We start from the raw sequence: 24,935 nt of genomic DNA on the forward strand, positions 1-24,935 counted from the left end.
ATCATTTTGCGATTATAATAAAGTTATAAAATAAAACTAACCATATGAAAAATTATGTAATAGCTATTATCTCTGTCTTTTTTGCTGCTTCAGTCTTTGCACAATCATCTGATGAAGCGCTTACAAAAGAGGTAATTCAAAAGAGCACCATTAAAGGTCATATTTACTTTCTTGCTTCTGATGAGCTTAGAGGAAGAGAAACAGGTTCGCCCGAAATTGATGTGGCGGCAAGATATTTATCCAGTACATTTCAAAGATATGGCGTAAAACCAGTTCCCGGAACTGAAGAACCTTATTTTCAACATGTGCCTCTGGTTAAAACTATAGCACCGGAGGTTTACTCACTAAAGTTAGGAGAAACCGTGGTAAGCCCTGAAAACCTAATGCGTATTGAGGGTTCAGGTGTTGATACGAAGAAAGCTGAATTTGTTTATGCCGGTTACGGGACAGAAAAGGATTTCGAAAATAAAAACATAAAAGGGAAAATAGCTGTGGTTTTAGCTGGCACAGAAGAGGCTCAGGATTTGAGAACAGTTTTTATAGAAAGCAATGCCAAGTCAGAACGGGCAAAAAAAGCAGGTGCTAAAGGGTTGATAGAACTTCATACAAAATCACCCGAAAATTGGACTCAGTTTAAAAGGTATACTGGAGGAAGTACTGTTACTATAAAAAAGCAGGAAAAAACTGAGGGGAATGATTTTTTTAAGCTTTGGGTGAAGGATTATGAGAGTAATTTATTAATGGCTATTTCTAAAAGAATTAAGCAGTACTTTGATGTTTTCATTGGCGAAGAAATGCAATTAAATATCCCTGCAAAAAATGTAGTAGGTATGGTGGAGGGCACAGACCCTAAACTTAAAAATGAGTATGTGATCTATTCAGCACATTATGATCATATAGGTATTGGTAAGCCTAATGCAGAAGGAGATTCAATTTATAATGGAGCCAGGGATAATGCAGTTGGTGTAGTAACCGTAATGAGTGCTGCAGAAAGTATTGCCAGAAATCCGACTAAAAGGTCAGCCCTTTTTATCCTGTTTACAGCTGAAGAAAAGGGATTATTGGGTAGCCGATACTATACAGAAAATCCGCTAATACCACTTAATCAGATGGTATACTGCTTTAATAGCGATAATGGTGGCTATAATGACACAAGTATTGCAACAATTGTTGGTTTGGGAAGAACTACTGCAGGAAAACATATTATTACAGCGGCTACTACTTTTGGTTTAGAAGCTATTGATGATCCTGCCGGTGAGCAAGGTCTGTTCGACAGAAGTGATAATGTGAATTTTGCGAAAAAAGGGATTCCTGCACCTACATTTAGTTTAGGGTTTACAGCTTTTGATGCTGAAATAATGAAGTATTATCATCAGCAGGCTGATAATCCTGATAACCTGGATTATGAATACCTTGAAAAGTTTTTTAAAGCTTTTGTTCTTTCTGCCCGATTAATTGCCAATGATCCTGAAACTCCATTTTGGATGGAAGGTGATAAATACTATGAAGCAGGAAAGCAACTATATAGCAAATAAACTTCGATCAGGGTTTAATGAGAAAATGTCTGCCATAATTTTACGGCAGACATTTTTTATTTTACAGTGATTGTAAGCGTGATAATATCTCCTACTTTCATATTGCCATCACCAATGCTATAGGTACTGGTAATTTCTACAGTTTCAGTGCCGGTAAAGCCCTCTTTAGATTGATAATGATACTCGATAGCAGCTTCCTCTCCTCCGTTTATTATCTCACTTTTGTTATAGTTTTTGGCTTGTTGAGTAATTTTGTAACCTCCTTCTGTAGGAATAGCGTCACTAATCGGGTGAATAATTAATTCCCCACTTTTGGCCTCAATAGTAACATTGTTACCAGCTGCATCATCGTTTTTATCATTATTTTGATCTTTACAGCTTGAAGCCATAAGGCATAAAATAATAGTTGAAAGTAATATGGATAGATTTTTCATAGTTAAAGGACACATTATTTTATTTAATAGTTGTAATATATTATTTATTCTCAGAATGTACCTGATAGGCTGCACCCACAATTCCTGCATGGTTGCGTAGCTGAGCAGGAATGATATTTAATTTTGGATGTAGAAATTTTTTATACTTAGAAAACTCCTTACTTACCCCGCCTCCTAAAATAATTAATTCAGGCCAAAATAATTTATCTACCTCTAACAGATATTCATTGAGTCTATTTCCCCATACTTCCCAACTTAGCCTTTCACTTTCTCTTACCGAATTTGCTGCATAAGCTTCGGCAATATCTCCATGTAGTTGAAGGTGACCTAATTCTGTGTTAGGTACAAGCTTTTTCCTGTAAAATAAAGCAGAACCTATTCCTGTACCAACCGCGATCATTAACACCACCCCATTATAATTTTTCCCGGCACCATACCTCATTTCAGCTAAGCCTGCTACATCCACATCATTCATTACCTCAGCCTTACAGCCGGTGGCCTTTTCTATTAATTGATTGATGGGGTTACCTATCCAGCTTTCATCAATGTTGGAAGCGGTTTTTACAATTCCATCAACAATAGCTGCAGGAAATCCACAGCCTATCTCGCCAGCCCACTGGAAGTGTTTTTGAAGTCGTACAATTGTTTTTATCATCGCCTCAGGTGTTGCAGGCTGAGGTGTTTGAAACCTTTTCCTTTCGGAAACAAATATTCCTTTTTCTAAGTCAACTACGGCAGCTTTCATCCCTGATCCGCCTATGTCAATGCCTAATACTTCCAAATATTCTATAGATTGTTATTAAGCGGCAAGTTAAGCTTTCTAATTCAAAGAGAATAATTACAATCTTCAATTGTGAACCTAGCCAATTATAACTTTAACAAACCGCATTTAATATTTATACGGAACCCTGATATATATTATTCGCCATAATCATATTTTCTTATTATTTTTCTAATTCTATGTTAAACCCTCTTTTTATGATGAAAAACAACTTGATAATTCTTTCCTTTGCCTTATTAATGGCATGTAATATGGAAAAAGCAGAAGAGAAAAAAGTAATTGAATCTTATCCAGAAACTGCAAAAGTAGATACAGTTGACACCTATTTTGGTGTTGAAGTGGCTGATCCTTATAGATGGCTGGAGGATGATCGTTCCGAACAGACAGCAGAATGGGTAAAAGCTCAAAATGAAGTTACTTTTGGCTACCTAAATTCTATTCCTTTCAGAGATAAAATAGAAGAAAGATTAACTAAGCTGTGGAATTATAAAAAGGAAGGGGCTCCTCAAAAGCACGGTGATTATTATTATACCTATAAAAATGACGGATTGCAAAATCAGTGGGTTATCTACAGAAAAAAGGGTTTGGAAGGAGAAGAAGAACTATTTCTTGATCCTAATACTTTTTCAGAAGATGCTACTACTTCATTAGCCGGCACTTCATTTACTAAGGACGGCTCTTTGCTGGCTTATTCTATTTCCGAAGGAGGTTCTGACTGGCGTAAAATAATTGTTCTCAATACAGCTGATAAAAGCATGGTTGGAGACACTTTGACAGATGTAAAATTCAGTGGTGTTTCATGGAAAGGAAATGAAGGCTTTTATTATAGTAGCTACGATAAACCAAAAGGGAGTGAACTATCAGCAAAAACACAGGAACATAAGCTCTATTATCATCAGCTAGGCACTCCACAATCTAGTGATAAATTAGTGTTTGGAGGCTCTGAAACCCCGAGAAGATACATTGGTGGCTCCGTAAGTGATGATGAAAAATACCTTTTCATTACTGCAGCAAATAGTACAAGCGGAAATGAACTCTATATTAAGGACCTTTCTAAGGAAAATAGCCCTATAGTTCCAATTGCTACAGGTTTTGAAAGTGAACATTATGTATTAGACAATGAAGGGGAAAAATTATTAATCGTTACTAATCTGGACGCGCCAAATCAAAGGCTGGTACAGGTTAGTGTAAATGACCCTTCTACTGAAAATTACAAAGACATCATTCCCGAGACTGAAAACGTACTTAGTGTAAGTACTGCAGGGGGAAATATATTTGCTAATTACATGGTTGATGTGAAAACTGAAATCCACCAATTCGATTATGAAGGTAATAAAATCAGACAAGTGGAGTTGCCAGGTATAGGCACGGCAGGTGGCTTTGGTGGTGAAAAGGAAGATGCTACATTATATTATTCATTTACTTCTTTCACTTATCCGTCAGCAATTTTTAAGTATAATATTAAAGAGGGTACCTCAGAATTATACTGGAAGCCGGCTATAGATTTTGACCCTGAGGCTTATGTAACAGAGCAGGTTTTTTATGATAGCAAGGATGGTACTAAAATACCTATGTTTATCACCTATAAAAAAGGATTAGAATTAAACGGCAAAAATCCCACTTACTTATATGCATATGGTGGTTTCAATGTAAGCTTAAGGCCTGGGTTTAGCGTTTCAAGGTTAATTTGGTTAGAAGAAGGTGGGATTTACGCTCAGCCAAACTTAAGAGGTGGAGGAGAATATGGAGAAGCCTGGCATGAAGCGGGTACTAAAATGAATAAGCAAAATGTGTTTGATGATTTTATAGCAGCCGGAGAGTACCTCATCAAAAACAATTATACAAGTTCTGATTACCTTGCAATTGCCGGAGGATCTAATGGTGGTTTACTGGTAGGTGCTACTATGACGCAGAGACCGGATTTGGCTAAAGTAGCATTTCCTGCTGTAGGAGTAATGGACATGTTAAGATACCATACCTTTACTGCCGGAGCTGGTTGGGCTTCTGACTATGGTACTTCTGAAGATAGCAAAGAAATGTTTGAGTATATTTTAGGCTATTCTCCTGTTCATAATGTTGAAAAGGGAGTAGAATATCCTGCTACAATGGTTACTACGGCAGATCACGATGATCGTGTAGTACCTGCACATTCCTTTAAATTTGCAGCAGAGTTACAGAGTAAACATGAAGGAGATCACCCGGTTTTAATTAGAATTGAAACCAATGCAGGACACGGAGCAGGCAAGCCAACAGATAAAATTATTGATGAGTATGCAGATATGTATGCTTTTGCATGGTATAATATGGGTGTGGTGCCATATGATAAAGAGATGTAATATCGATTGACCGGCTTCTTTTAGAAAAGGGATGAGCTTGCTCATCCCTTTTTTGTTTGGAAATTAGATAGTAGTACATTAGAAGGAGTTTAACACTTGAGGATTATGACTGTAATTACACGAAAAAGTGATTTGAAAGCACAGTGGGAGCTTTGTGTAAAGAGTTATGTTCCGGGTCAAATAAGTCTATTCGTTGAAAAACTACATGAAGTTATACTTTCCCAAAAGGTTAAATTCCCGCTTTTAGAATATTGTGCTCATAAGATGTTTGATTTTTTGCCAGATACTGAACATATTCTTGTATGTGATAAGATAGAAAGCCTAAAAACAGAAGGAGGGAATGTGCTGATAGGGAAAATATTGCAGTTAAGATTAGTAGTAGATTTTGATTTATCTATAGAAAAAGCTGCTGAATATATCTCCAAAGCTGACATTTGGTATGTCTGTGATATCATTGGCGAAAGAGTTTTCGGATATGCGTTACTTAATTATCCTCATAAAATGTTTCCAAAATTTGATCAACTTTCAATACATCCAAGTAACTGGGTTGTGCGCTCATTGGGGGCAGGAGGCCATTATGCTATAAAGAAGGGTTTAGGGAAAGCTCACTGTCAGCAGCTTTTTAGAATACTTTTGACTATGGCAAACAGCAGTGATAAGGAAATCAGGCAAGGGGTAGGCTGGGCTGCAAAAACCACAGCCAAATTTCATCCTGATATCATCTCTTCTTATAAGTTAGACATAAATAATCAGAAAGAAGTAGCCAATTGGTTCAGGAGAAAAGTGGAGATAGGATTAAATAGAAATAGCTATGCCAAAGGAAATTGAAGTGAAATCAGTTTTAAATAAAACCAAAAGGAGAGATCCATGGTTTTTAGATGATTATACACTCAATTTATATAGCAGCTGTTCATTCAATTGCCTCTATTGTTACATAAGAGGAAGTAAATATGGAGCTAACCTTGAAGAAAGTTTAAGCATAAAAACGAACGCAATAGAAATTCTGGAAAAACAGCTGTTCAACCGAGCTCGAAAAAAGCAATTTGGAATTATTGTACTTTCTTCAGCAACAGATCCTTATTTACAGTTGGAAAACAAATATCAGTTAACTCGTCATGCATTAGAAGTAATAGCTAAATATAAGTTTCCCGTTCACATTATTACAAAATCAGATTTAATAGAAAGAGATTTTGATTTATTGCATCAAATAGATAAGGAAGCTATTTTGCCAAGAAGTTTTCAGGAAAGTATGAGAAGAGGAGTAATTATATCATTCTCTTTCTCAACTCTTAATGACAAGGTGGCTCAAATTTTTGAAAAAGGTGCTACCAAGCCATCTTTGCGCGTTCAAGCTGTTGAAAAAGCTGTAAAGGAGGGTTTTCATACAGGAATAAGCATGATGCCCCTGCTCCCTTTTATTTCAGATACTACAGAGCATCTGGAAAATTTGTTTTCAACTTTTAAGAGATGTGATGTTAATTATATTCTTCCTGCAACATTAACATTGTACGGAAATGGCGCTGCAGATAGCAAAGTATTGGTTTTGAATGCTATAGCAAAGCATTTTCCACATTTGAGAAGCAAGTATGAGAAATATTTTCAATATGGCTCACAGATGCCGGAATATTATAAAAATGCATTTAGCAGGAAAATGAAAGAGTTAAGCGTGAAATACAAGATAAGTAATACTATCCTTTACTAATGACATGTATTGCTAAACAGATCATAACTTTAAGTTTATAAAAGTATCTCCTAATCTTTTTCGTGATTGATGCACCCTGTTTTAGCTAATAAATTGTTTCATAAACTTTGTGCGTTTGGCGCATTGCAGTTAAATTTAAACATGAGCATAGTTATAAGAAAAGCAACAGAAAATGATATCCCCAGAGTACTGGAATTGATTAAAGAATTAGCCGTTTACGAGCGTGAGCCAGATGCAGTAGTAATAGATGAGGCAGAATTGATTAAGGATGGTTTTGGCGAAAATCCTGCTTATGGATTATTTGTTGGGGAAGATGAGAAGCAAATAGTAGGAATTGCTTTATATTATTATCGTTACTCAACCTGGAACGGAAAAGTTCTATATCTGGAAGATTTAATTGTTACTGAATCTGAACGTGGGAAAGGATATGGAAGAGTTCTTCTAAATGCTATTTTAAAAGAAGCAGATGAGCAAAATTGCAGGTTGTGTACATGGCAGGTACTGGATTGGAATGAGCCTTCTATTAATTTCTATAAGAGCATAGGTGCAAATCTTGACGAGTCATGGATTAATTGTACTGTGAAGAAGTCTCAATATAAGTCAGTTTACAATCAATAGGTATTAAAAGTCCCACAAATATTCAGTGTGGGACTTTTAAATTTAAACAGTTTCAAGAAACGTTCTGAAAGAAACACATTTATTCTGAAATTTAGCAAAATGCTCATCTCTTAAGCGAGGAGCTTCCTTTGTCATGTAGTTTTCCAGTTTGTCAAGATCATCAGTAAAGTATTGAACAGCATAAGTTTCACCTTCGCCTTCAGTCTCATTTAAAAGCCTCAACATTCTGTGATCATGGAAAAAACCTGTAGCGAGAATGTCAGGAATGTGAGTTTCTTTCATCCAGTTTACCCATTCTTTCTCTATTTCTTTCTCAACATTGACTGTTACATTATAAATAATCATATAATTTACTTATTTTTCCTCAAATTTGGAGTTTTTAAATTTAACCTGAAAACATTTTTAGTCTTCCTTTGGTTATTTATTTACTTATCCAACCATTGTGATATATGTTTTGTTAACTTAAGGTAAGTAGAAAGGAGAAGAAGAAAGTGAGTAACTATTCAATAAAAGATTTAGAACATCTATCAGGAATAAAGGCGCATACTTTAAGAATTTGGGAGCAGAGGTATAATTTTATAGAGCCCAAAAGAACAGATACCAATATTAGGTATTATAGTGATGAAGATTTAAAGTTAATTCTCAATATCTCCACACTGAAAGAGAATGGCTATAAAATCTCCAAAATAGCTAAAATGTCTGAGGCAGAACTTAATTCTGAAGTTCTGAAAATTGCAGAAACTAACCTGCGGTTTCCTGATCAAATCAATTCCTTAACCTTAAGTATGATTGATATGGATGAGGACAGGTTTGAGAAAATACTGAGTAATAACATTATTAAATATGGTTTTGAAAGAACCATGTTAAATATCATTTATCCATTTCTTTCAAAAATAGGAATGCTGTGGCAAACAGGAAGTATTCTTCCTGCCCAGGAACATTTTATCTCTAATCTAATACGTCAAAAGCTTACTGTAGCCATTGATGGACAATTTGTAACCGATAAAGAATCCAAAGGAAAGTGGTTGTTGTACTTGCCTGAAGGTGAGTTGCACGAACTTTCTCTAATGTTTGCAGCCTTTCTCTTAAGAGTCAGAAAATATAAAGTGATCTACTTGGGCCAAAGTTTACCTAAAGAAGATTTATATACAGTAAAAGAGGTGCATAATCCTGATTTTGTTCTCACAATGAGTGCTGTGGCACCCAAAAAAGCTGAATTACAAGAGTATGTAAATGAAGTAGCTGAACTCTTCAGTAGTGCTACATTATTCGTGGGAGGTTATCAGGTAATTGGTCAGGATATCAAGAGAAAGAAGAACGTTGAATTTATAATGAAGATTGAAGATCTAATCGATTTTTTGGAAGAAAAGGAGATGGGAAACGCTACAGTGCATCAATCAACTAATGAAATGAAGTATCATTAAAAGTACGTTTCTGAAAATTGTTTTAAGAGGCTTTCTGCAAAAGATAGCCTCTTTTTTTTGACTCAAAAATTAGTCTCTTCTTAAAGCATTGAGCTCGAAATTCTGTGTTTTTTAGCATTTGTAAATGTTGTTCCCAATGCTTTTGTAATGATTATGAAATTTAGGTGATTGCCCGGGTAATATAGAATTATGAGGAACTAGACCCTTAAATGTTAACATTGCTTTATGTTTATAAATTTCAAGTTTTGTTATGTATTGTTAAACATTTTACGATCTTATTTAATTAAATGTAAATATATTGATAAATCGATTTATTTGGTTTAGATGCTTTATTTATCAGTTTTAATACATTTTTTAGGTAATTGTGTTTAATTAAAAGTGTGTAATTATTAAACAAAAATGTTGTTTAACGTTTAACTTTTGTATAGATTTGTTAAACAAACATAAAAGAACAATCATGACAGCTTTAGAATTTGGTTACGCAATTAATAGTATGACAAAATCGATGAAGCCATTCGCTTTGAGATTGACTAAGGACATGGAACAGGCTAATGACTTGATTCAGGAAACAGTGTTAAAAGCTTTTTCTAACAGAGATAAATTTTCGGAAGGTACTAATCTTAAAGCCTGGTTGTTTACTATTATGAAGAATACATTCATTACCAATTATCAGAGAATGGTAAGAAGGAAAACCTTTATAGATACAACAGAAAATTTACACTTCATCAATTCCACCGAAAATATTGCTCAAAATACAGCTTATGGTACTTTTGCAATGAATGACATTGTAAGACAGGTAGATAAACTGGATGATGCCTATAAAACTCCTTTTATGATGCATTTCAGAGGTTTTAAATATCATGAGATAGCAGAGAAATTGGAGATACCTATTGGAACTGTTAAAAATCGGATACATATTGCCAGAAAAGAGTTAAAGGATGCTCTTAAAATATATTCCAAAGCAAGCTAATAAATGGTGAAAAAACGGGTTATTGTAATAGGTTCTGGTTTTTCAGGACTATCTGCAGCTACTTTTTTGGCAAATGAAGGATTTGCGGTAACAGTACTTGAAAAAAATAAAGATTTAGGAGGTAGAGCTCGTAAGTTTGAAGCTAAAGGCTTTACTTTTGACATGGGACCAAGCTGGTACTGGATGCCTGATGTTTTTGATAGATATTTCGAAAATTTTGGCAAGAAAACTTCCGATTATTACCAGCTGCAACGTCTTGATCCTTCCTATCATATAGTGTTTGGCAAGGATGATGTGATGAAGGTTCCTGCAAATCTCAATCAATTTAAAGAGATGCTTGAAGGGCTTGAACCCGGAAGTGCAAAAGCTTTAGATGAGTTTTTGAAGCAGGCAGCCTATAAATATGAAAAAGGTATTAATGATCTGGTATATAAACCCGGCCGGTCTCTAACCGAATTCATGAATCCCGGATTGTTATATGACATGTTAAGGATGGATATATTTTCATCTATCCACAGCCATGTCAGAAAATTCTTTAAGCATGAGAGAATCATTCGTCTCATGGAATTCCCTATATTGTTTTTAGGAGCTCTGCCACAGAATACTCCCGCACTTTACAGCCTCATGAATTATGCAGATATAAGCCTTGGTACTTGGTATCCGCAAGGAGGGATGTTTAAAATTGTAGAAGGCATGGTAAATCTTGCTAAAGAAAAAGGAGTTGAATTTATTACGGATCAGGAGGTGATTTCAGTATCTTGTGAAGGAAATAAAGTAAATAAGGTGCATACAATTAACCAAACATTTGAAGCTGATGTAGTAATTTCCTCTGCTGATTATGAACATACAGACCAGTCAATTCTACCGGAGCAGTTCAGGAACTACGATTCGGAATACTGGGATAAAAGAGAATTGGCACCTTCATCACTCATATTTTATTTAGGAGTTGATAAAAGAATACAAAAACTAGCTCACCACAATTTATTTTTTGACCATGATTTTGGTTCTCATGCCCGGCAGATTTACGAAACTCCTGAATGGCCCGAAGAGCCCTTGTTTTATGTAAGTGCTACTTCTAAAACTGACGATACAGTTGCTCCTGCAGGAATGGAAAATCTTTTTATATTGATGCCTGTAGCCACCGACCTTAAAGATACAGAAGAGATTAGAGAGAAATATTATCATCTTATCATGGGTAGGATGGAAGCTTTATTAGGAGAGAATATACGTGATCATGTAATTTATAAAAGGAGCTTTGCACATAATGATTTTAAAAGTGAATATCATTCTTTTAAAGGAAATGCTTATGGTTTAGCCAATACCTTAAGACAAACAGCCATATTGAAACCTTCTCTAAAAAATAAAAAAATTAAAAACTTCTATTACGCAGGGCAGTTAACTGTTCCCGGACCTGGCGTGCCACCTTCGCTTATATCCGGGCAGGTAGTAGGCAAAGAGGTTTTAAAAGATTTGAAAATGGTTTAAATTATGGACGCTAAAGAACTATTCAACCAAACCACATTTGAGTGTAGCAAGCTGATTACTCAAAGATATAGCACCTCCTTTACTCTGGGAATTAAAACACTGAATAAAAAATTTCACTACCCTATTTATGCTATTTATGGTTTTGTGCGCTATGCAGATGAAATTGTAGATACTTTTCATAGCAAGGACAAAAAAAGTTTATTAGCGGAATTTAAAAAGCAAACTTTCGAAGCTATTGAAAGGCAAATAAGTTTAAACCCTGTCTTACATTGCTTTCAAATGGTAGTAAATGAGTACCAGATTGACCGTTCTTTAATAGAGGCTTTTTTGAGAAGCATGGAGATGGATCTGATTGATATTGAATATGAGCAATCTTCTTACGAAGAATATATTTATGGTTCTGCGGAAGTGGTAGGTCTTATGTGTTTAAAAGTATTCTGCGAAGGAAATGAGACGCAGTATCAGCAACTTTTATCGCCAGCTAAAAGCTTAGGATCAGCCTTTCAAAAGGTAAATTTTCTGCGCGACATTAAATCAGATTATTACGAAAGAGGACGCGTTTATTTTCCTGGAGTAGATTTTAATGATTTTGCTAAAAGTCACAAAGAAAAAATTGAAGCAGACATTCAGGGTGATTTTGATGCTGCCTATCAGGGGATTTTAGCACTACCTAAAGGAGCGCGGCTAGGGGTGTATTTAGCATATACATACTATTTGAAGCTTTTCGAAAAGATTAAAAATTTCCCACCACAGAAAATTCTGGAAGAAAGGGTTAGAGTAAAAGATTCTAAAAAACTATTTCTGCTGATTGGTAGTTATTTAAAGCATAGGTTAAACGCCTTATAATAAAATAGACTCATGATGAATCTTAGTGTGAAAATTGATAATAATTCAGGCTTTTGTTTCGGAGTTGTTTATGCTATAGAAATGGCAGAAGATATGCTGGAAGAACAAGGATATCTTTATTGTTTAGGAGATATTGTTCATAATGATGAGGAAGTAAAAAGACTTGAGAATAAAGGACTCAAAATTATTAATAGAGAGGATTTAAAGCTTCTCAATAATGAAAAGGTACTCATCCGTGCACACGGAGAACCGCCCTCTACTTATAAATTAGCTATTGAAAATAATCTTACTTTAATTGACGCCTCATGCCCTGTAGTTTTAAAGCTGCAAAACAGAATAAAAAATTCTTTCGATAAAGAGGAGTTGATTTATATTTATGGAAAGCATGGTCATGCTGAAGTAGAAGGTTTGTTAGGTCAGACCAACCAGAAAGCAGTTGTTTTTCAGGATATTAATGAGCTAGACATTCCATCTTTACCCAAAAATTTAACGCTTTATAGCCAGACTACTAAGAGTACCGACAAATTTTATGAAATAAAAGAAATACTAACCAATGCAGGAATTACTGTAAATTCTAATGATACAATTTGCCGGCAGGTTTCTAACCGAGATAAGGAACTTCGAAACTTTGCCGGTGAATTCGATAAAATAATTTTTGTTTCAGGAACTAAATCATCTAATGGGAAAGTGCTTTATAATGTTTGTAAAGACCAAAACCCAAACACTTATTTCATTTCTAACACCTCTGAATTAGATAAAAATTGGTTTGCAGATAATGATACTGTAGGAATCTGTGGTGCCACATCCACCCCCATGTGGCTAATGGAACAGGTTAGGGATGAACTTTTAAATTATTAATATCCTTTCAGTAGTATATTTGCAACAATGACTGATATTTTATTGATTTTATTTTATGCATTTCTTATAGTAGGCACCTTCTTTTTCATGGAAGCAGTAGCCTGGTTTACACATAAATATATTATGCATGGTTTTTTATGGACCTGGCATAAGTCGCACCATAAAGTGCATAATCATAAGTTAGAGAGGAATGATTTATTTGCAGTAGTATTTAGCATCCCTTCAGCAGCTTTAATTATGGCAGGTATAGAGTTTCCTGCTGTAAGATGGTTGTTATTTGTAGGAATAGGAGTAGCTTGCTATGGTGTCTTTTATGTTCTTTTTCATGATATACTTGTTCATAGAAGGGTGAAATTAAAATTTAAAGCAAAAAACTCTTATCTCAAAAGAATGATGAGGGCTCATTATATTCATCATGAAGTTCATACCAAGGATGGTGCAGAGGCATTCGGCTTTTTATATGCTCCAAAAAAGTATGAAGTCGATAACAAGAATAAAATAAGTTAAGAAAGTAAATCCTTCTCCATCTCTTCCCACCTTTTGCCATTATACTTTTCAAAACACTTCTGATGATACTTGTCTAGTAAAACAAGTGCGTCAAACATCTGAACTTTATCCGTTTCATTAAGTGGAGCCACTAAATGCTTACTCACTTTTTTCATTCGGCTTAAACTCATAAAAGCAGCCTGCTTTCCATTTTCTGACAATGTGAGTGATTTTACACGTTTGTCATTTTCGTCAGCATTTTCAATAATTAAATTTTTACTCACCAAGCGTTTAATTACCTCATAAATGGTGCTCTTTTCCTGGTGTACATGTGCAGTAACATCTCTTTTACTACATCCTGAGTGACTTAATACAAATAAGAGAATGCCAAATTCTGTAGTATTACTTATATCCAGATTCGCAAAAGCTTTTTTCTCCCAAACATGAGTGAATTCAATTAATCTGCCCCAAACCCAGCCTAAGTAGTCATCGATTGAATCAGCAGGAAACTGAAAAGGCATTTTTTCACCCATTTTCTCCAAACTTGTAGAATTGCTTTCTTCAGTGTCTGAAAGAAACTTGCCAAATTCTGCCATACTTCCTGAAGGATTTTTCTTCTTGAACTTCTGAAACTCCTGTAATAAAGTTATCCCTTCATTTAGCATATGTATTTTATGTTTTATTAATTATAACAAAATTGTAATATAATTATTATTAATTTGTAACAATTAATTGAGCTTTTAGTTTAGTGTTTCAAAAATACTCAGCCTGAGTTGGTAATTGGCTAAATGAACAACTATTAATCATATATAAGTTATGTTACAGTTATACAGATGTTTCTCAATTTTAACCTCACTAATAATTTATACAGTTTTGCCTCACTCACTTATTGCTCAAAATGTAGCCCAAGTTTCGGGTTATGTGCGTGATGTCAAAACAAATGAGCCACTAATTGGTGCAACTGTACTACTTGAAGGAACAGAGCTAGGAGCTGTAACCGATGTAAATGGCTATTTTACAATCCGCAATGCTACACCTGCCACTTATAATGTAAAAGCTTCTTTTGTTGGTTATCAATCTCAAACAAAATTCAATATTGTCCTTAAAAGTGGAGGAATTCCTGATCTTAATTTTGAATTACAGGAAAGCGTTGAGCAACTTGAAGGAGTAACCGTGCGGGCAAATCCATTTCGCAAAACGGAGGATACACCTTTGTCTGTTCAGAAATTATCACCTGAAGAAATAGCTACCTATCCCGGGGGAAATAATGATATTGCTAAAGTAGTACAATCTTTACCTGGTGTAAGTGGCTCAGTTGGAGGCTTTAGAAATGATGTGATTATTAGAGGTGGAGCTCCTAACGAAAATGTTTATTACCTTGATGGGATAGAAATACCTAATATTAACCATTTTAGCACACAGGGGAGTGCAGGTGGTCCGGTGGGTTTGTTAAATGTTTCTTTCTTTGAAGGGGTCACACTCTCATCCAGCGCATTTCCCTCTCAGTATGATAATGTTTTATCAGGCGTTTTGCAGTTTGATCAGCGGAACGGAAATAACAGGGAGTATCAAACTAACATTAGAGTAAGTAGTAGTGAAGCAGCAGTGACCACCGAGGGCCCGCTATTCAAAAGTAAAAATGAGGAGCAAAGTAATACATCTTTTATCGCTTCTGTAAGAAGATCATATTTACAACTTCTATTTCAGGCAATTGATTTACCCTTTCTGCCGGACTATTGGGACTATCAGTATAAGTTGTCTCACAAATTTGATAACTACAATGAATTGATTTTTACTGGTGTAGGTTCTCTGGATAATATATCGATCAATGTTCCAGATGAATTTAGCCCTGATCAGCAGGCTACATTAGATCAGATTCCTATCATTGATCAATGGTCTACTACAGCAGGCTTAAGCTGGAAAAATCGGTTCAAGGATAATTCCGGTTTTATGACAACCGCCTTAAGTACCAACATCCTTAACAATAGATTTCAGCAATTTGATGATGTGGCAGAACAAGAAGGACTGGTATTTAACAATGATTCTCAGGAGCAAGAGATTAAATTTCGATATAACCTCACAAAGTTCCTGAATGAATGGACTGTAAATACAGGGTTCATCGTACAACAGGCTATCTACAGCAATAAAAGTGAGCGGATTGATAGTGCAAGGGGTTTTTCTTATTCAAATAGTTTAAATTTCACGAGATACGGAATTCATACACAGGCCTCAAGAAAATTTTTTAAAGAAAGATTGGGTGTGTCGGCCGGTTTTAGGATGGATGGGAATACATTGATGGAAGGTGGGAATGCGATTTACAAAACTTTCAGTCCAAGATTTTCTGTTTCTTATCAGTTAGACGAAGCGAGAAAATGGTCAGTTAATGCATCAATCGGTAGATATTACAAAATCCCTCCTTACACTATTTTAGGTTTTGCAGATAGTACAGGTAATTTATTAAATAAAAATACCAAATATATTCAAAGCGACCATTTGGTAGCGGGGATTGAATATCTCTTAACTCCTTCTTCCAGAATAAGTATAGAGGGATTTTATAAAAAATATGAAGATTATCCTGTGTCAGTGGTGGATAGCGTTTCTTTAGCTAATTTAGGAGGAGGCTTCTCTGTTTTGGGTAATGAAAACGTAGAGAGTGCAGGCCTGGGGAGAACCTTTGGTATAGAATTTTTATACCAGAGAAAATTCACTAAGAATTTCTATGCAATTTTGGCTTATACATTTTATAAAAGTGAATTTACTGGCTTTAACCAAGAGCAATATTTGCCTTCTACATGGGACAACAGAAACCTAATCACCTTTACAGGGGGATATAAATTCGGTAATAACTGGGAAGTGAGTGCGAGAGTTCGCTACTTAGGCCAAACACCTTTGGCTCCTGTGGATGAAGAAGCTACTTTGGCCAGTTACCCTACCATCATCAGAAACTACTCGCGCCAGGGGGATTTGTTGTTGGATCCGTTTAACCAAACAGATTTGCGAATTGATAAAAAATGGAACTTTCCTAAGTGGACCTTCAATGTATTCCTCGAATTTCAGAATGTTTTTGTTCAGCAGCTTCCATCTGAACCTAATTATGGTTTATTAAGAGATGATAATGGAAATGTAATTACACCAAGACAGCTAGTGAAGATCGAGGAACTTGATAACAGCTCATTACTTCCCAGTTTGGGTATTGTAATTGATTTCTAAATGAGAAATTATTCATTGAAGATTTAGATGAGTTTATCTATCTGTTTATTTAATTATCTTAATATTAAATATAATGTGATGAATTTTCCGTTTTAAAAGTAGCTATTTAATATACTTACTTTATTTTTGTGTAAAACTATCTTAATAAATTTCGGAAAGGACCATCCTTTTCATTTTGATCAACTCTTAAATTTAAATTAGCGCATGAAAATAGCAGTAGTAGGAACAGGTTATGTAGGTTTAGTAACAGGGACATGTTTTGCAGAAACAGGAAACCATGTGACTTGTGTAGATATTGATGAAAAGAAAGTAAATAAACTTCAACAAGGTATCATTACTATTTATGAACCGGGTCTTGAGGTACTTTTTGAAAGGAATATTCGTCAGAAAAGATTAGAATTTACTACTAGCCTGAAAGAGGGTATTAAAGGCGCGGATGTTATTTTCTTAGCCTTACCAACACCTCCTGGCGAGGATGGTTCTGCGGATTTGAAATATATATTGAAAGTAGCAGATGATTTAGGAAGTATACTGGAGCAATATGCAGTAATTGTAGATAAAAGTACAGTGCCTGTAGGTACTGCTGAAAAAGTTACTCAGGCAATTTCCAAAAATGCTAAAGTAGAATTTGATGTGGTTTCTAACCCTGAATTCCTTCGTGAAGGAGTGGCAGTAGATGATTTTATGAAACCGGACAGGGTAGTAATTGGTACGGAATCTGTAAAAGCCAAAAAAATTATGGAGACTTTATATGCTCCTTTAGTTCGTCAGGGTAACCCGGTAATTTTTATGGATGAGAAGTCTGCTGAACTTACAAAATATGCAGCTAATTCTTTTCTGGCCACAAAAATCACCTTTATGAATGAAATTGCAAACCTGTGTGAAAGGTTAGGAGCCAATGTAGATATGGTAAGAAAGGGAATAGGAACTGATACCAGAATTGGTAAAAGGTTCTTGTTTGCGGGAATAGGTTATGGAGGAAGTTGCTTTCCAAAAGATGTTCAGGCACTAGCCAAATCTTCTAAAGATGTTAATTACGATTTTAAGATACTTGAATCAGTAATGGCTGTCAATACAAGACAGAAAACCAGACTGATAGATCACCTGAAAGGATATTTTAAAAACGAATTAGAAGGAAAAACAATTGCCATGTGGGGTCTCGCTTTTAAACCTTATACTGATGATATTCGTGAAGCACCGGCCTTGTATAATATTAACGCTTTGTTGGAACTAGGCGCAAAAGTACGCGTTTATGATCCAGAGGCTATGGAAAATGTGAAGGAGGTAATAGGAGATAAAGTTACTTATTGTGAAGATGAGTATGAAACTTTAGAGGGTACAGATGCCTTAATGATAATGACTGAATGGCCGGTATTTAGAACTCCTGAATTCAAAATAATTAAAGAAAAGTTAAGCTCTCCTCTTATTCTTGATGGTAGAAACTTATATGAGCCAGAGCAAATGAAGGAAGAAGGGTTTACATATTTTAGCATAGGACGATAATTCAATGAGTAAAGAAAGAGTATTAATCACAGGAGCAGCTGGTTTTTTAGGATCACATTTATGTGATCGCTTTATGAAAGAAGGCTACTATGTCATCGGAATGGATAATCTGATTACCGGTTCTATGGATAATATTGCTCATTTAATGGGGCAAGAGGATTTTGAATTCCACCACCATGATGTAACAAAGTATGTCCATATCTCCGGAGATTTAAAATATATACTACATTTTGCCTCTCCGGCCAGTCCGATTGATTATCTCAAAATTCCTATTCAAACATTGAAAGTGGGTGCTCATGGCACCCATAATTTATTAGGGTTAGCCAAAGATAAAAAAGCCAGAATACTTGTAGCCTCTACCTCTGAAGTATATGGTGATCCACTGGTTCACCCCCAAACTGAGGAATATTATGGTAATGTAAATCCTATTGGGCCAAGGGGAGTGTATGATGAGGCCAAAAGGTTTATGGAGTCAATTACAATGGCTTACCATACTTATCATAAACTGGAAACCAGAATCATCAGGATTTTCAATACCTACGGGCCCAGAATGCGTCTGAATGATGGTCGGGTATTGCCTGCTTTTATTGGTCAGGCTTTAAGAGGAGAGGATTTAACAGTTTTTGGAGATGGATCCCAAACCCGTTCATTTTGCTATGTGGATGATTTGGTTGAGGGGATTTACAGGTTACTTTTAAGTGATTATGCTTATCCTGTAAATATTGGAAATCCGGATGAAATAACCATAAGTGAGTTTGCTGAAGAAATAATTAAGCTTACAGGAACTGCTCAGAAAGTGATTTACAAGGATTTACCTAAAGATGACCCTAAGCAAAGAAAACCTGATACCACAAAAGCACAAGAGTTGTTAAAATGGTCTCCTAAAGTAAATCGTGCTGAAGGATTGAAGATTACATATGATTATTTTAAATCATTAGACAGAGAAAAGCTTTTTCAGACGGAGCATAAAGATTTCGAAAAATATAGTAAGAAATAATGAGTAAGAAGATTTTAGTTACTGGTGGTTTAGGTTATATAGGCTCTCATACCGTAGTGGAGCTGATTAAGCAAGGATATGAACCTCTCATCATCGATAACCTTTCCAACTCAGATCTCAGCGTTCTGGATAGATTAGAGAAGGTTTGCGGAAAAAGACCATTATTTCAGCAAGTTGAAATGAGAGATAAGGAACAGCTTCAGGAGCTTTTTTGGAATAACAACAATGATATTTCCGGAGTAATACATTTTGCAGCTGCTTTGCTTGTTGAAGAATCTGTCGAAAAGCCACTTCATTATTATTATAATAACCTTACTTCTACTATTAACTTATTGGAATGCATGAAGGAATTTGAGGTAAAACCAATGGTTTTCTCTTCTTCCTGTACTGTGTATGGTAACCCTGATGAGTTGCCTGTAACAGAAAATGCTTCTATTAAGCCGGCTGTTTCCCCTTACGGAAATACCAAAAAGATATGTGAAGATATTTTGGCCGATGCTGCTAAGGCTCATGAATTAAGCATTATCTCACTTAGATATTTTAATCCTATAGGGGCACATGAATCCACTTTAATTGGAGAGTTTCAGAAAGGCGCTCCGCATCACTTAGTGCCTTATATTACTGAAACAGCACTGGGTAAAAGAGAAAAATTGAGAATTTTCGGTAGCGATTGGAATACAGTTGATGGAACTTGCGTCAGAGATTATATTCATGTGAGTGATGTGGCTACTGCACATATTTATGCGCTTGAAAGAGCAATGAATAAAGACGAAGCAAAGGATCTATTCGAAGTTTTTAATATCGGCAGCGGAAATGGCTATTCTGTTTTACAAATGGTGCAGAGCTTTGAGAAAGTTACAGGAATGAAGGTGCCTCATGAATTAGTGGGTAGAAGGCCTGGTGATGTAGAAGCTGTATATGCCGATACAACAAAAGCCAACAAAATACTTGGCTGGGAAACACGAAAAACTTTAGATGATATGCTTAAATCTGCCTGGGACTGGGAGCAAGCATTAGCAAAAGAAAAATAAGGGCTCTGTTGGTTTATGCTTTTATTGAAGTAACATTTTCTATTTTAATGTTACTTCAATAAATTTTGAAATGGCTTTATATACTTCTTCCTCTTTTTCAAACATTCCCATATGCCCTGTGTCAGGTAAACTCCTTAAATAGGGCTGTTGTATATATTTGATTTGCTCTTTACTTCTTGCAAGTGGTACACTCGTATCTTTTTCTCCAAAAATGAAAAGTAAAGGCTTTTCAAATTCTAGCAAAAAATCTCTGCTATCACTTCTGTCTCGCATAGCAAGCATATAGTCAGTCATGATTTTTTCAGGAATTTTCTTGCCTTCCTCAACTAATTTATCAATTTCTGCTGAATAAGCCGCTCTGTTTTCTTCCATAAAAAGCATTGGAACAAAACTTTCAATAAATTTGGGTACACCATGTTTTTGGATAAACTCAATACTCTTTTCTCTGCCAAGTTTCTTATCTTCCGTATCGGCTAAAGCAGAAGAGTGTAGAAGGCCAATCCCGGAAATGATATTTGGAAACTTTTTAGCAATTTCAAGCGTCACATAACCTCCTAAAGAATGACCTATCATTATACATTCTGATATATTCTTTTTCTTGAGCCAGTCATAAATAGAGTTGGCAACTACATCTAAAGAATGATCGTATGGCAAAGCATCACTTTTTCCGAACCCAGGTAAATCCGGTGTCAAAACCCTGTATTTTGGGGATAGCTTATTCGTATAATTATTCCAGATATGATGTGTTTCGCCATAACCGTGTAATAAAACTACCGGATAGCCCTTGCCTGTCTCTTCAGAGTGTATGATCATACTTTAGTTGATAATGATGTTTCCAAAAGCAATAAAGCATTCTTGAAAATCCCTTCAGTATCAAACTGGCATTCCGCGTGTAACTCATATTGCTCACCATGTTCCACAATCCTGTCGGGTATTCCTAAACGTTTTACTTTCGAAGAATAATCATTTTCTGCCATAAATTCAAGTATAGCACTACCAAAACCTCCCATAAGGCATCCGTCTTCTACGGTAATTACCTTTTTATGCTCAGAAAAAACTTCGTGTAACAGTTTTTCATCTAAAGGTTTTACAAAACGCATGTCGTAAACTGCAGCAGAAACACCTTCTTTTTCAAGTTTTTCAGCAGCTTCCATTGCGTAGTTTCCTATATGGCCAATTGAAAGAATGGCAAGATCTTTACCTTTTTTAAGCTTTCTCCCACTGCCTATTTCTACGGCTTCCATAGGAGTTTGCCATTCAGGCATTACGCCTTTTCCCCGAGGGTAACGGATACTGATTGCCTTTCCTTCCCGTGGAAGTTGAGCAGTATACAGTAGGTTTCGTAATTCAGCCTCATTCATAGGAGAGGCTACCACCATATTAGGAATGCATCTCATGTAGGCAATGTCATAGTTACCATGATGGGTAGGTCCATCAGCTCCGGCAAACCCGGCTCTATCAAGACAGAAGTTAACAGGTAAATCCTGAATACATACATCATGGATTACCTGGTCGTAACCACGCTGCATGAATGTACTGTAAATATTACAAAATGGAATCAACCCCTGTGTTGCTAAGCCAGCAGAAAAAGTAACTGCATGTTGTTCGGCAATTCCAACATCAAAAGCACGTTCAGGCATTTTCTTCATCATAATATTTAAAGAAGAGCCTGAAGGCATTGCAGGTGTGATGCCAACAATTTTATCATTTTTTTCGGCCAGTTCTACTAAAGTATGACCGAATACATCCTGATATTTTGGAGCTTGAGGGGTTAAATCCGGCTTCTTTTGTATCTCTCCGGTAATTTTATCAAACTTCCCCGGAGCATGCCATTTGGTTTGGTCTTTTTCAGCTGGGGCAAAACCTTTACCTTTCGTAGTTACACAATGTAATACTTTTGGTCCTGGAATGTTTTTTAAATCATTTAATACATGTACCAGGTGATTTACATCATGCCCGTCTACAGGGCCGAAATAGCGCAAATTCAATGATTCAAAAAGGTTGCTCTGCTTTAGTAAGAAAGATTTGATAGAATTTTCAAGTTTGCCTACTATTTCCTGAGCACTTTTTCCGAAACCACTTACCTTACCAAGCAATTTCCAAACATCATCACGCATTTTATTATAGGTGTGTGAGGTGGAAATATCCGTCAGGTACTCTTTAAGGGCGCCTACGTTAGGATCTATAGACATGCAGTTGTCATTCAGAATGATTATCATGTTTGCATCTGAAGCACCTGCATGATTCATCCCTTCAAAGGCCATTCCGCCTGTCATGGCCCCATCACCTATCACAGCAATATGTTGTTTCTTATGCTCTCCTTTAATATTGGAAGCAATTGCCATCCCTAATGCAGCTGAAATGGAAGTAGAAGAATGCCCCACTCCGAAAGAATCATACTCACTTTCTTTCCTTTTGGGAAATCCTGAGATGCCTTTATAAACTCTGTTGCTATGAAATTCCTTCATTCGGCCGGTAATAATTTTGTGGCCGTATGCCTGATGGCCTACATCCCATACCAACTGGTCTTCAGGAGTATTAAAAACATAATGTAAAGCAGTAGTTAGTTCTACTACTCCTAAGCTGGCACCAAAATGGCCACCATAAATGGATACATTATCTACAATAAACTGTCTTAATTCTTTACTGAACTGAACGAGTTGAGACTGATCTAATTTTTTTAAATCTGCCGGACTATTTATTTTCGCTAAAAGTTCTCCAGGTTGTATGAGCATAATCTACTTAACTTCATGTATTTCGAAATGGAAACAATTATTCTGAATAAATGTTTCCGACCTACAAATTACTGAATTTTTTAGCAGATAAAGGCAAATTTTTAATAAAATCACTGTGGTTGGTTACAATCTTTTAGAAATAAATTATCTTTGGGCTATTTCGCACATCTTAATTTATTGCTTTGAGTTTCGAAATTAAACTACCACTTTTTGAAGGGCCTTTTGATCTACTCCTCTTTTTTATAGAAAGGGACGAGCTGGATATTTATGATATTCCTATCTCTAAAATCTCTAACGACTTCCTTGATTACCTCAAACACCTTGAAAGATTAAATATAGAAGTGGCAAGTGAATTTATTTTGGTTGCAGCCACTCTCATGCGTATTAAGTCTAAGATGTTATTGCCACGCCCTCAAATTGATGAAGAAGGCAATGAGATTGACCCTCGTGAAGAATTGGTGAGGCACCTGTTGGAATACAAGAAATACAAATCTGTATTACAGCAACTGGCCGATATGGAGGCTGGAATGTTCGATAAAGAGAAGAGGGGAAATGCTAAAAAGGAAGTTAAAACACTTTCAGAAACTATTAATGTGGAAGCAGAACTTCAAAATGTTGACTTGTACAAGTTATTGAAGGTCTACAGGGAAGTAATGGCGAAATATGAGTTGGAAAAGAATAAGCCCACTCACAGAGTAGTACAATACCCTTATACCATAACAGGGCAGAAAGATTTTATTTTAACTAAATTAGGAATGGGGGCACGGCTTTCTTTTGCAGAATTAATTGATACAGATCCGAATAAAATTGCTGTTATTTTTAATTTTTTAGCCATTCTGGAGTTGCTCCAAAATGCGGAGATTACCATTATTTTAGGAGAGGGGTTTAATAATTTTTGGCTGGAGAGACTTGAAAAGGTTGCTGAATGAAGGTAGATAAGGAAAAAGTTTTTAAAACGCTGAATCCCAATAAAGTGTGGATTCCTATTTTGATTGGAGTAGGTATTGTGGCCTTTCTCTTCTATCAGGACGATACTGTAACGATTGATAATTTGTCTCTCATTTTTACCGCGAAGGTTGTTCCTGTAATGCTGGCGTTCCTGGTATTGTTTGCCCGTGATGTAGGTTATGTTTATAGAATCAGAACCATAACAAGTGAGAAATTAAGCTGGAAAAGCAGTATTTATGTGATAATACTATGGGAATTTGCCTCAGCAGTAACGCCTTCAGTTGTGGGAGGTACACCTGTAGCAATTTTTATTTTGATGAAGGAGGGGCTGAAACTTGGAAAGGCTTTGGCTTATACTATGGTAACTGCAATTTTCGACAATCTTTACTTTGTGTTGGTTGCCCCTTTAATTTTCTTAATAGCAGGTGGTGAGATTTTTCCAGAAAACTCTGCTATTGATAGCCAATTTGGTAAGAGCTTGCCTGTCCTTTTTTTTATCAGCTATGGAGCTATCGCTACTTATACTTTGGTAATGGCCTTTGCTGTGCTGGTTAACCCACGGTGGTTCAAATGGATTTTGCTAAGGATCACCTCTATAAAATGGCTGCGTAAATGGAGGCCTTATGCCTACGAGCAGGGAGCTGAAATTATGATGGCCAGTAAGGAACTGCGCGGAAAGAAATACTCTTATTGGATAAAAATCACACTGTCTACATTATTTATCTGGACCGCGCGGTACGCTATGCTTAATTGCGTTATTGAAGCTTTTACCAACCAGAACTTTGGACAGCATTTAGTGATTTTTGCAAGGCAGGTAATTATATGGATTACTATGTTAATTTCTCCTACACCAGGAAGTAGCGGTACAGCAGAATTTATCTTCACACAGTTTTTCCGTGAGGATTTGGGGGCTGTTACTTTTATAAGCAATATTTTCTGGCGGTTAATGACTTATTATCCCTACTTGTTCTTAGGTGCTTTGATCCTGCCAAGGTGGATCAGAAGGGTTTTCTTTGAGAAAAAGACTAAAAAATAA

General features: G+C 35.9%; 23 protein-coding genes. 17 read left to right on the top strand and 6 right to left on the bottom strand.

The annotated features are described in order from the left end of the window. The first annotated feature begins 44 nt into the window (after nucleotides 1–44). Complete coding sequence (locus IEV85_RS16170; RefSeq protein WP_188465302.1) at nucleotides 45–1,535, top strand: M28 family peptidase; 1,491 nt, start codon at nucleotides 45–47, stop codon at nucleotides 1,533–1,535. 56 nt (nucleotides 1,536–1,591) lie between these two features. Here the strand turns inward: IEV85_RS16170 and IEV85_RS16175 are convergent, their stop codons facing one another. Further along, nucleotides 1,592–1,969, bottom strand: a complete 378-nt coding sequence (locus tag IEV85_RS16175; RefSeq protein WP_188465304.1) for a hypothetical protein — start codon at nucleotides 1,967–1,969, stop codon at nucleotides 1,592–1,594. Between the two features lie 40 nt (nucleotides 1,970–2,009). Then, nucleotides 2,010–2,750 carry a polyphosphate--glucose phosphotransferase gene (gene ppgK / locus IEV85_RS16180; protein WP_188465306.1) on the bottom strand — a complete coding sequence of 247 codons (741 nt, stop codon included), beginning with the start codon at nucleotides 2,748–2,750 and terminating at the stop codon, nucleotides 2,010–2,012. Between the two features lie 200 nt (nucleotides 2,751–2,950). On the opposite strand from ppgK, the gene IEV85_RS16185 reads away from it, so the two are divergent. The 4 genes from IEV85_RS16185 to IEV85_RS16200 all read left to right on the top strand — a co-directional run bounded on the left by IEV85_RS16185 (nucleotide 2,951) and on the right by IEV85_RS16200 (nucleotide 7,406). Beyond that, nucleotides 2,951–5,086 (top strand): prolyl oligopeptidase family serine peptidase, encoded by a 2,136-nt coding sequence (locus IEV85_RS16185; RefSeq protein WP_188465436.1) that lies wholly within the window; start codon nucleotides 2,951–2,953, stop codon nucleotides 5,084–5,086. Between the two features lie 105 nt (nucleotides 5,087–5,191). Further along, a complete protein-coding gene (locus IEV85_RS16190) occupies nucleotides 5,192–5,914 on the top strand; it encodes a DNA alkylation repair protein (RefSeq protein WP_188465308.1) in 723 nt (240 codons plus the stop codon). After that, a complete protein-coding gene (locus tag IEV85_RS16195; protein WP_188465310.1) occupies nucleotides 5,898–6,788 on the top strand; it encodes an SPL family radical SAM protein in 891 nt (296 codons plus the stop codon). The genes IEV85_RS16190 and IEV85_RS16195 overlap by 17 nt, the downstream gene beginning before the upstream one ends. A 141-nt stretch (nucleotides 6,789–6,929) precedes the next feature. Continuing rightward, on the top strand, nucleotides 6,930–7,406 hold the full coding sequence (locus tag IEV85_RS16200; RefSeq protein ID WP_188465312.1) for a GNAT family N-acetyltransferase: 477 nt from the start codon (nucleotides 6,930–6,932) through the stop codon (nucleotides 7,404–7,406). A gap of 42 nt (nucleotides 7,407–7,448) precedes the next feature. Here the strand turns inward: IEV85_RS16200 and IEV85_RS16205 are convergent, their stop codons facing one another. Beyond that, a complete protein-coding gene (locus IEV85_RS16205) occupies nucleotides 7,449–7,751 on the bottom strand; it encodes a DUF4286 family protein (RefSeq protein WP_188465314.1) in 303 nt (100 codons plus the stop codon). A 146-nt stretch (nucleotides 7,752–7,897) separates the two neighbouring features. Here IEV85_RS16205 and IEV85_RS16210 point away from each other — a divergent pair, with 146 nt between their 5' ends. The 6 genes from IEV85_RS16210 (at nucleotide 7,898) to IEV85_RS16235 (ending at nucleotide 13,496) form a co-directional block, all read left to right on the top strand. Further along, nucleotides 7,898–8,830, top strand: a complete 933-nt coding sequence (locus IEV85_RS16210; RefSeq protein ID WP_188465316.1) for a MerR family transcriptional regulator — start codon at nucleotides 7,898–7,900, stop codon at nucleotides 8,828–8,830. Nucleotides 8,831–9,287: 457 nt separating this feature from the next. Further along, nucleotides 9,288–9,800, top strand: a complete 513-nt coding sequence (locus IEV85_RS16215; RefSeq protein WP_188465318.1) for an RNA polymerase sigma factor — start codon at nucleotides 9,288–9,290, stop codon at nucleotides 9,798–9,800. A 3-nt stretch (nucleotides 9,801–9,803) separates the two neighbouring features. Beyond that, nucleotides 9,804–11,285 carry a phytoene desaturase family protein gene (locus IEV85_RS16220; protein ID WP_188465320.1) on the top strand — a complete coding sequence of 494 codons (1,482 nt, stop codon included), beginning with the start codon at nucleotides 9,804–9,806 and terminating at the stop codon, nucleotides 11,283–11,285. A gap of 3 nt (nucleotides 11,286–11,288) precedes the next feature. After that, nucleotides 11,289–12,131, top strand: a complete 843-nt coding sequence (locus IEV85_RS16225; RefSeq protein ID WP_188465322.1) for a phytoene/squalene synthase family protein — start codon at nucleotides 11,289–11,291, stop codon at nucleotides 12,129–12,131. A 12-nt stretch (nucleotides 12,132–12,143) separates the two neighbouring features. Then, a complete protein-coding gene (locus tag IEV85_RS16230; protein ID WP_188465324.1) occupies nucleotides 12,144–12,989 on the top strand; it encodes a 4-hydroxy-3-methylbut-2-enyl diphosphate reductase in 846 nt (281 codons plus the stop codon). Between the two features lie 27 nt (nucleotides 12,990–13,016). Continuing rightward, nucleotides 13,017–13,496: a sterol desaturase family protein gene (locus IEV85_RS16235; RefSeq protein ID WP_188465325.1), complete on the top strand. Its 480-nt coding sequence runs from the start codon at nucleotides 13,017–13,019 to the stop codon at nucleotides 13,494–13,496. Here the strand turns inward: IEV85_RS16235 and IEV85_RS16240 are convergent. Continuing rightward, the gene (locus tag IEV85_RS16240; protein WP_188465327.1) at nucleotides 13,493–14,140 is read right to left on the bottom strand and encodes a MarR family winged helix-turn-helix transcriptional regulator; all 648 of its coding nucleotides are present in this window, start codon (nucleotides 14,138–14,140) and stop codon (nucleotides 13,493–13,495) included. The two genes, IEV85_RS16235 and IEV85_RS16240, sit on opposite strands and share 4 nt — an antisense overlap. 208 nt (nucleotides 14,141–14,348) lie before the next feature. On the opposite strand from IEV85_RS16240, the gene IEV85_RS16245 reads away from it, so the two are divergent. The 4 genes from IEV85_RS16245 to galE all read left to right on the top strand — a co-directional run bounded on the left by IEV85_RS16245 (nucleotide 14,349) and on the right by galE (nucleotide 20,216). After that, nucleotides 14,349–16,685 (top strand): TonB-dependent receptor, encoded by a 2,337-nt coding sequence (locus IEV85_RS16245; protein WP_229712620.1) that lies wholly within the window; start codon nucleotides 14,349–14,351, stop codon nucleotides 16,683–16,685. Nucleotides 16,686–16,889: 204 nt separating this feature from the next. Further along, on the top strand, nucleotides 16,890–18,188 hold the full coding sequence (locus IEV85_RS16250) for a UDP-glucose dehydrogenase family protein (protein WP_188465331.1): 1,299 nt from the start codon (nucleotides 16,890–16,892) through the stop codon (nucleotides 18,186–18,188). A 4-nt stretch (nucleotides 18,189–18,192) separates the two neighbouring features. Beyond that, nucleotides 18,193–19,185, top strand: a complete 993-nt coding sequence (locus IEV85_RS16255; RefSeq protein ID WP_188465333.1) for a UDP-glucuronic acid decarboxylase family protein — start codon at nucleotides 18,193–18,195, stop codon at nucleotides 19,183–19,185. Then, nucleotides 19,185–20,216 (top strand): UDP-glucose 4-epimerase GalE, encoded by a 1,032-nt coding sequence (galE, locus tag IEV85_RS16260; protein WP_188465336.1) that lies wholly within the window; start codon nucleotides 19,185–19,187, stop codon nucleotides 20,214–20,216. The genes IEV85_RS16255 and galE overlap by 1 nt, the downstream gene beginning before the upstream one ends. Before the next feature lie 39 nt (nucleotides 20,217–20,255). Here the strand turns inward: galE and IEV85_RS16265 are convergent, their stop codons facing one another. Then, nucleotides 20,256–21,029 carry an alpha/beta fold hydrolase gene (locus tag IEV85_RS16265; protein ID WP_188465338.1) on the bottom strand — a complete coding sequence of 258 codons (774 nt, stop codon included), beginning with the start codon at nucleotides 21,027–21,029 and terminating at the stop codon, nucleotides 20,256–20,258. After that, the gene (dxs, locus tag IEV85_RS16270; protein WP_188465340.1) at nucleotides 21,026–22,951 is read right to left on the bottom strand and encodes a 1-deoxy-D-xylulose-5-phosphate synthase; all 1,926 of its coding nucleotides are present in this window, start codon (nucleotides 22,949–22,951) and stop codon (nucleotides 21,026–21,028) included. Before dxs ends, IEV85_RS16265 begins: the two co-directional genes overlap by 4 nt. Nucleotides 22,952–23,133: 182 nt before the next feature. Here dxs and IEV85_RS16275 point away from each other — a divergent pair, with 182 nt between their 5' ends. Continuing rightward, a complete protein-coding gene (locus IEV85_RS16275) occupies nucleotides 23,134–23,880 on the top strand; it encodes a segregation and condensation protein A (protein ID WP_188465342.1) in 747 nt (248 codons plus the stop codon). After that, the gene (locus tag IEV85_RS16280; RefSeq protein ID WP_188465344.1) at nucleotides 23,877–24,935 is read left to right on the top strand and encodes a lysylphosphatidylglycerol synthase transmembrane domain-containing protein; all 1,059 of its coding nucleotides are present in this window, start codon (nucleotides 23,877–23,879) and stop codon (nucleotides 24,933–24,935) included. Before IEV85_RS16275 ends, IEV85_RS16280 begins: the two co-directional genes overlap by 4 nt.

Source organism: Marivirga lumbricoides, from assembly GCF_014636295.1.
GTDB lineage: Bacteria > Bacteroidota > Bacteroidia > Cytophagales > Cyclobacteriaceae > Marivirga > Marivirga lumbricoides.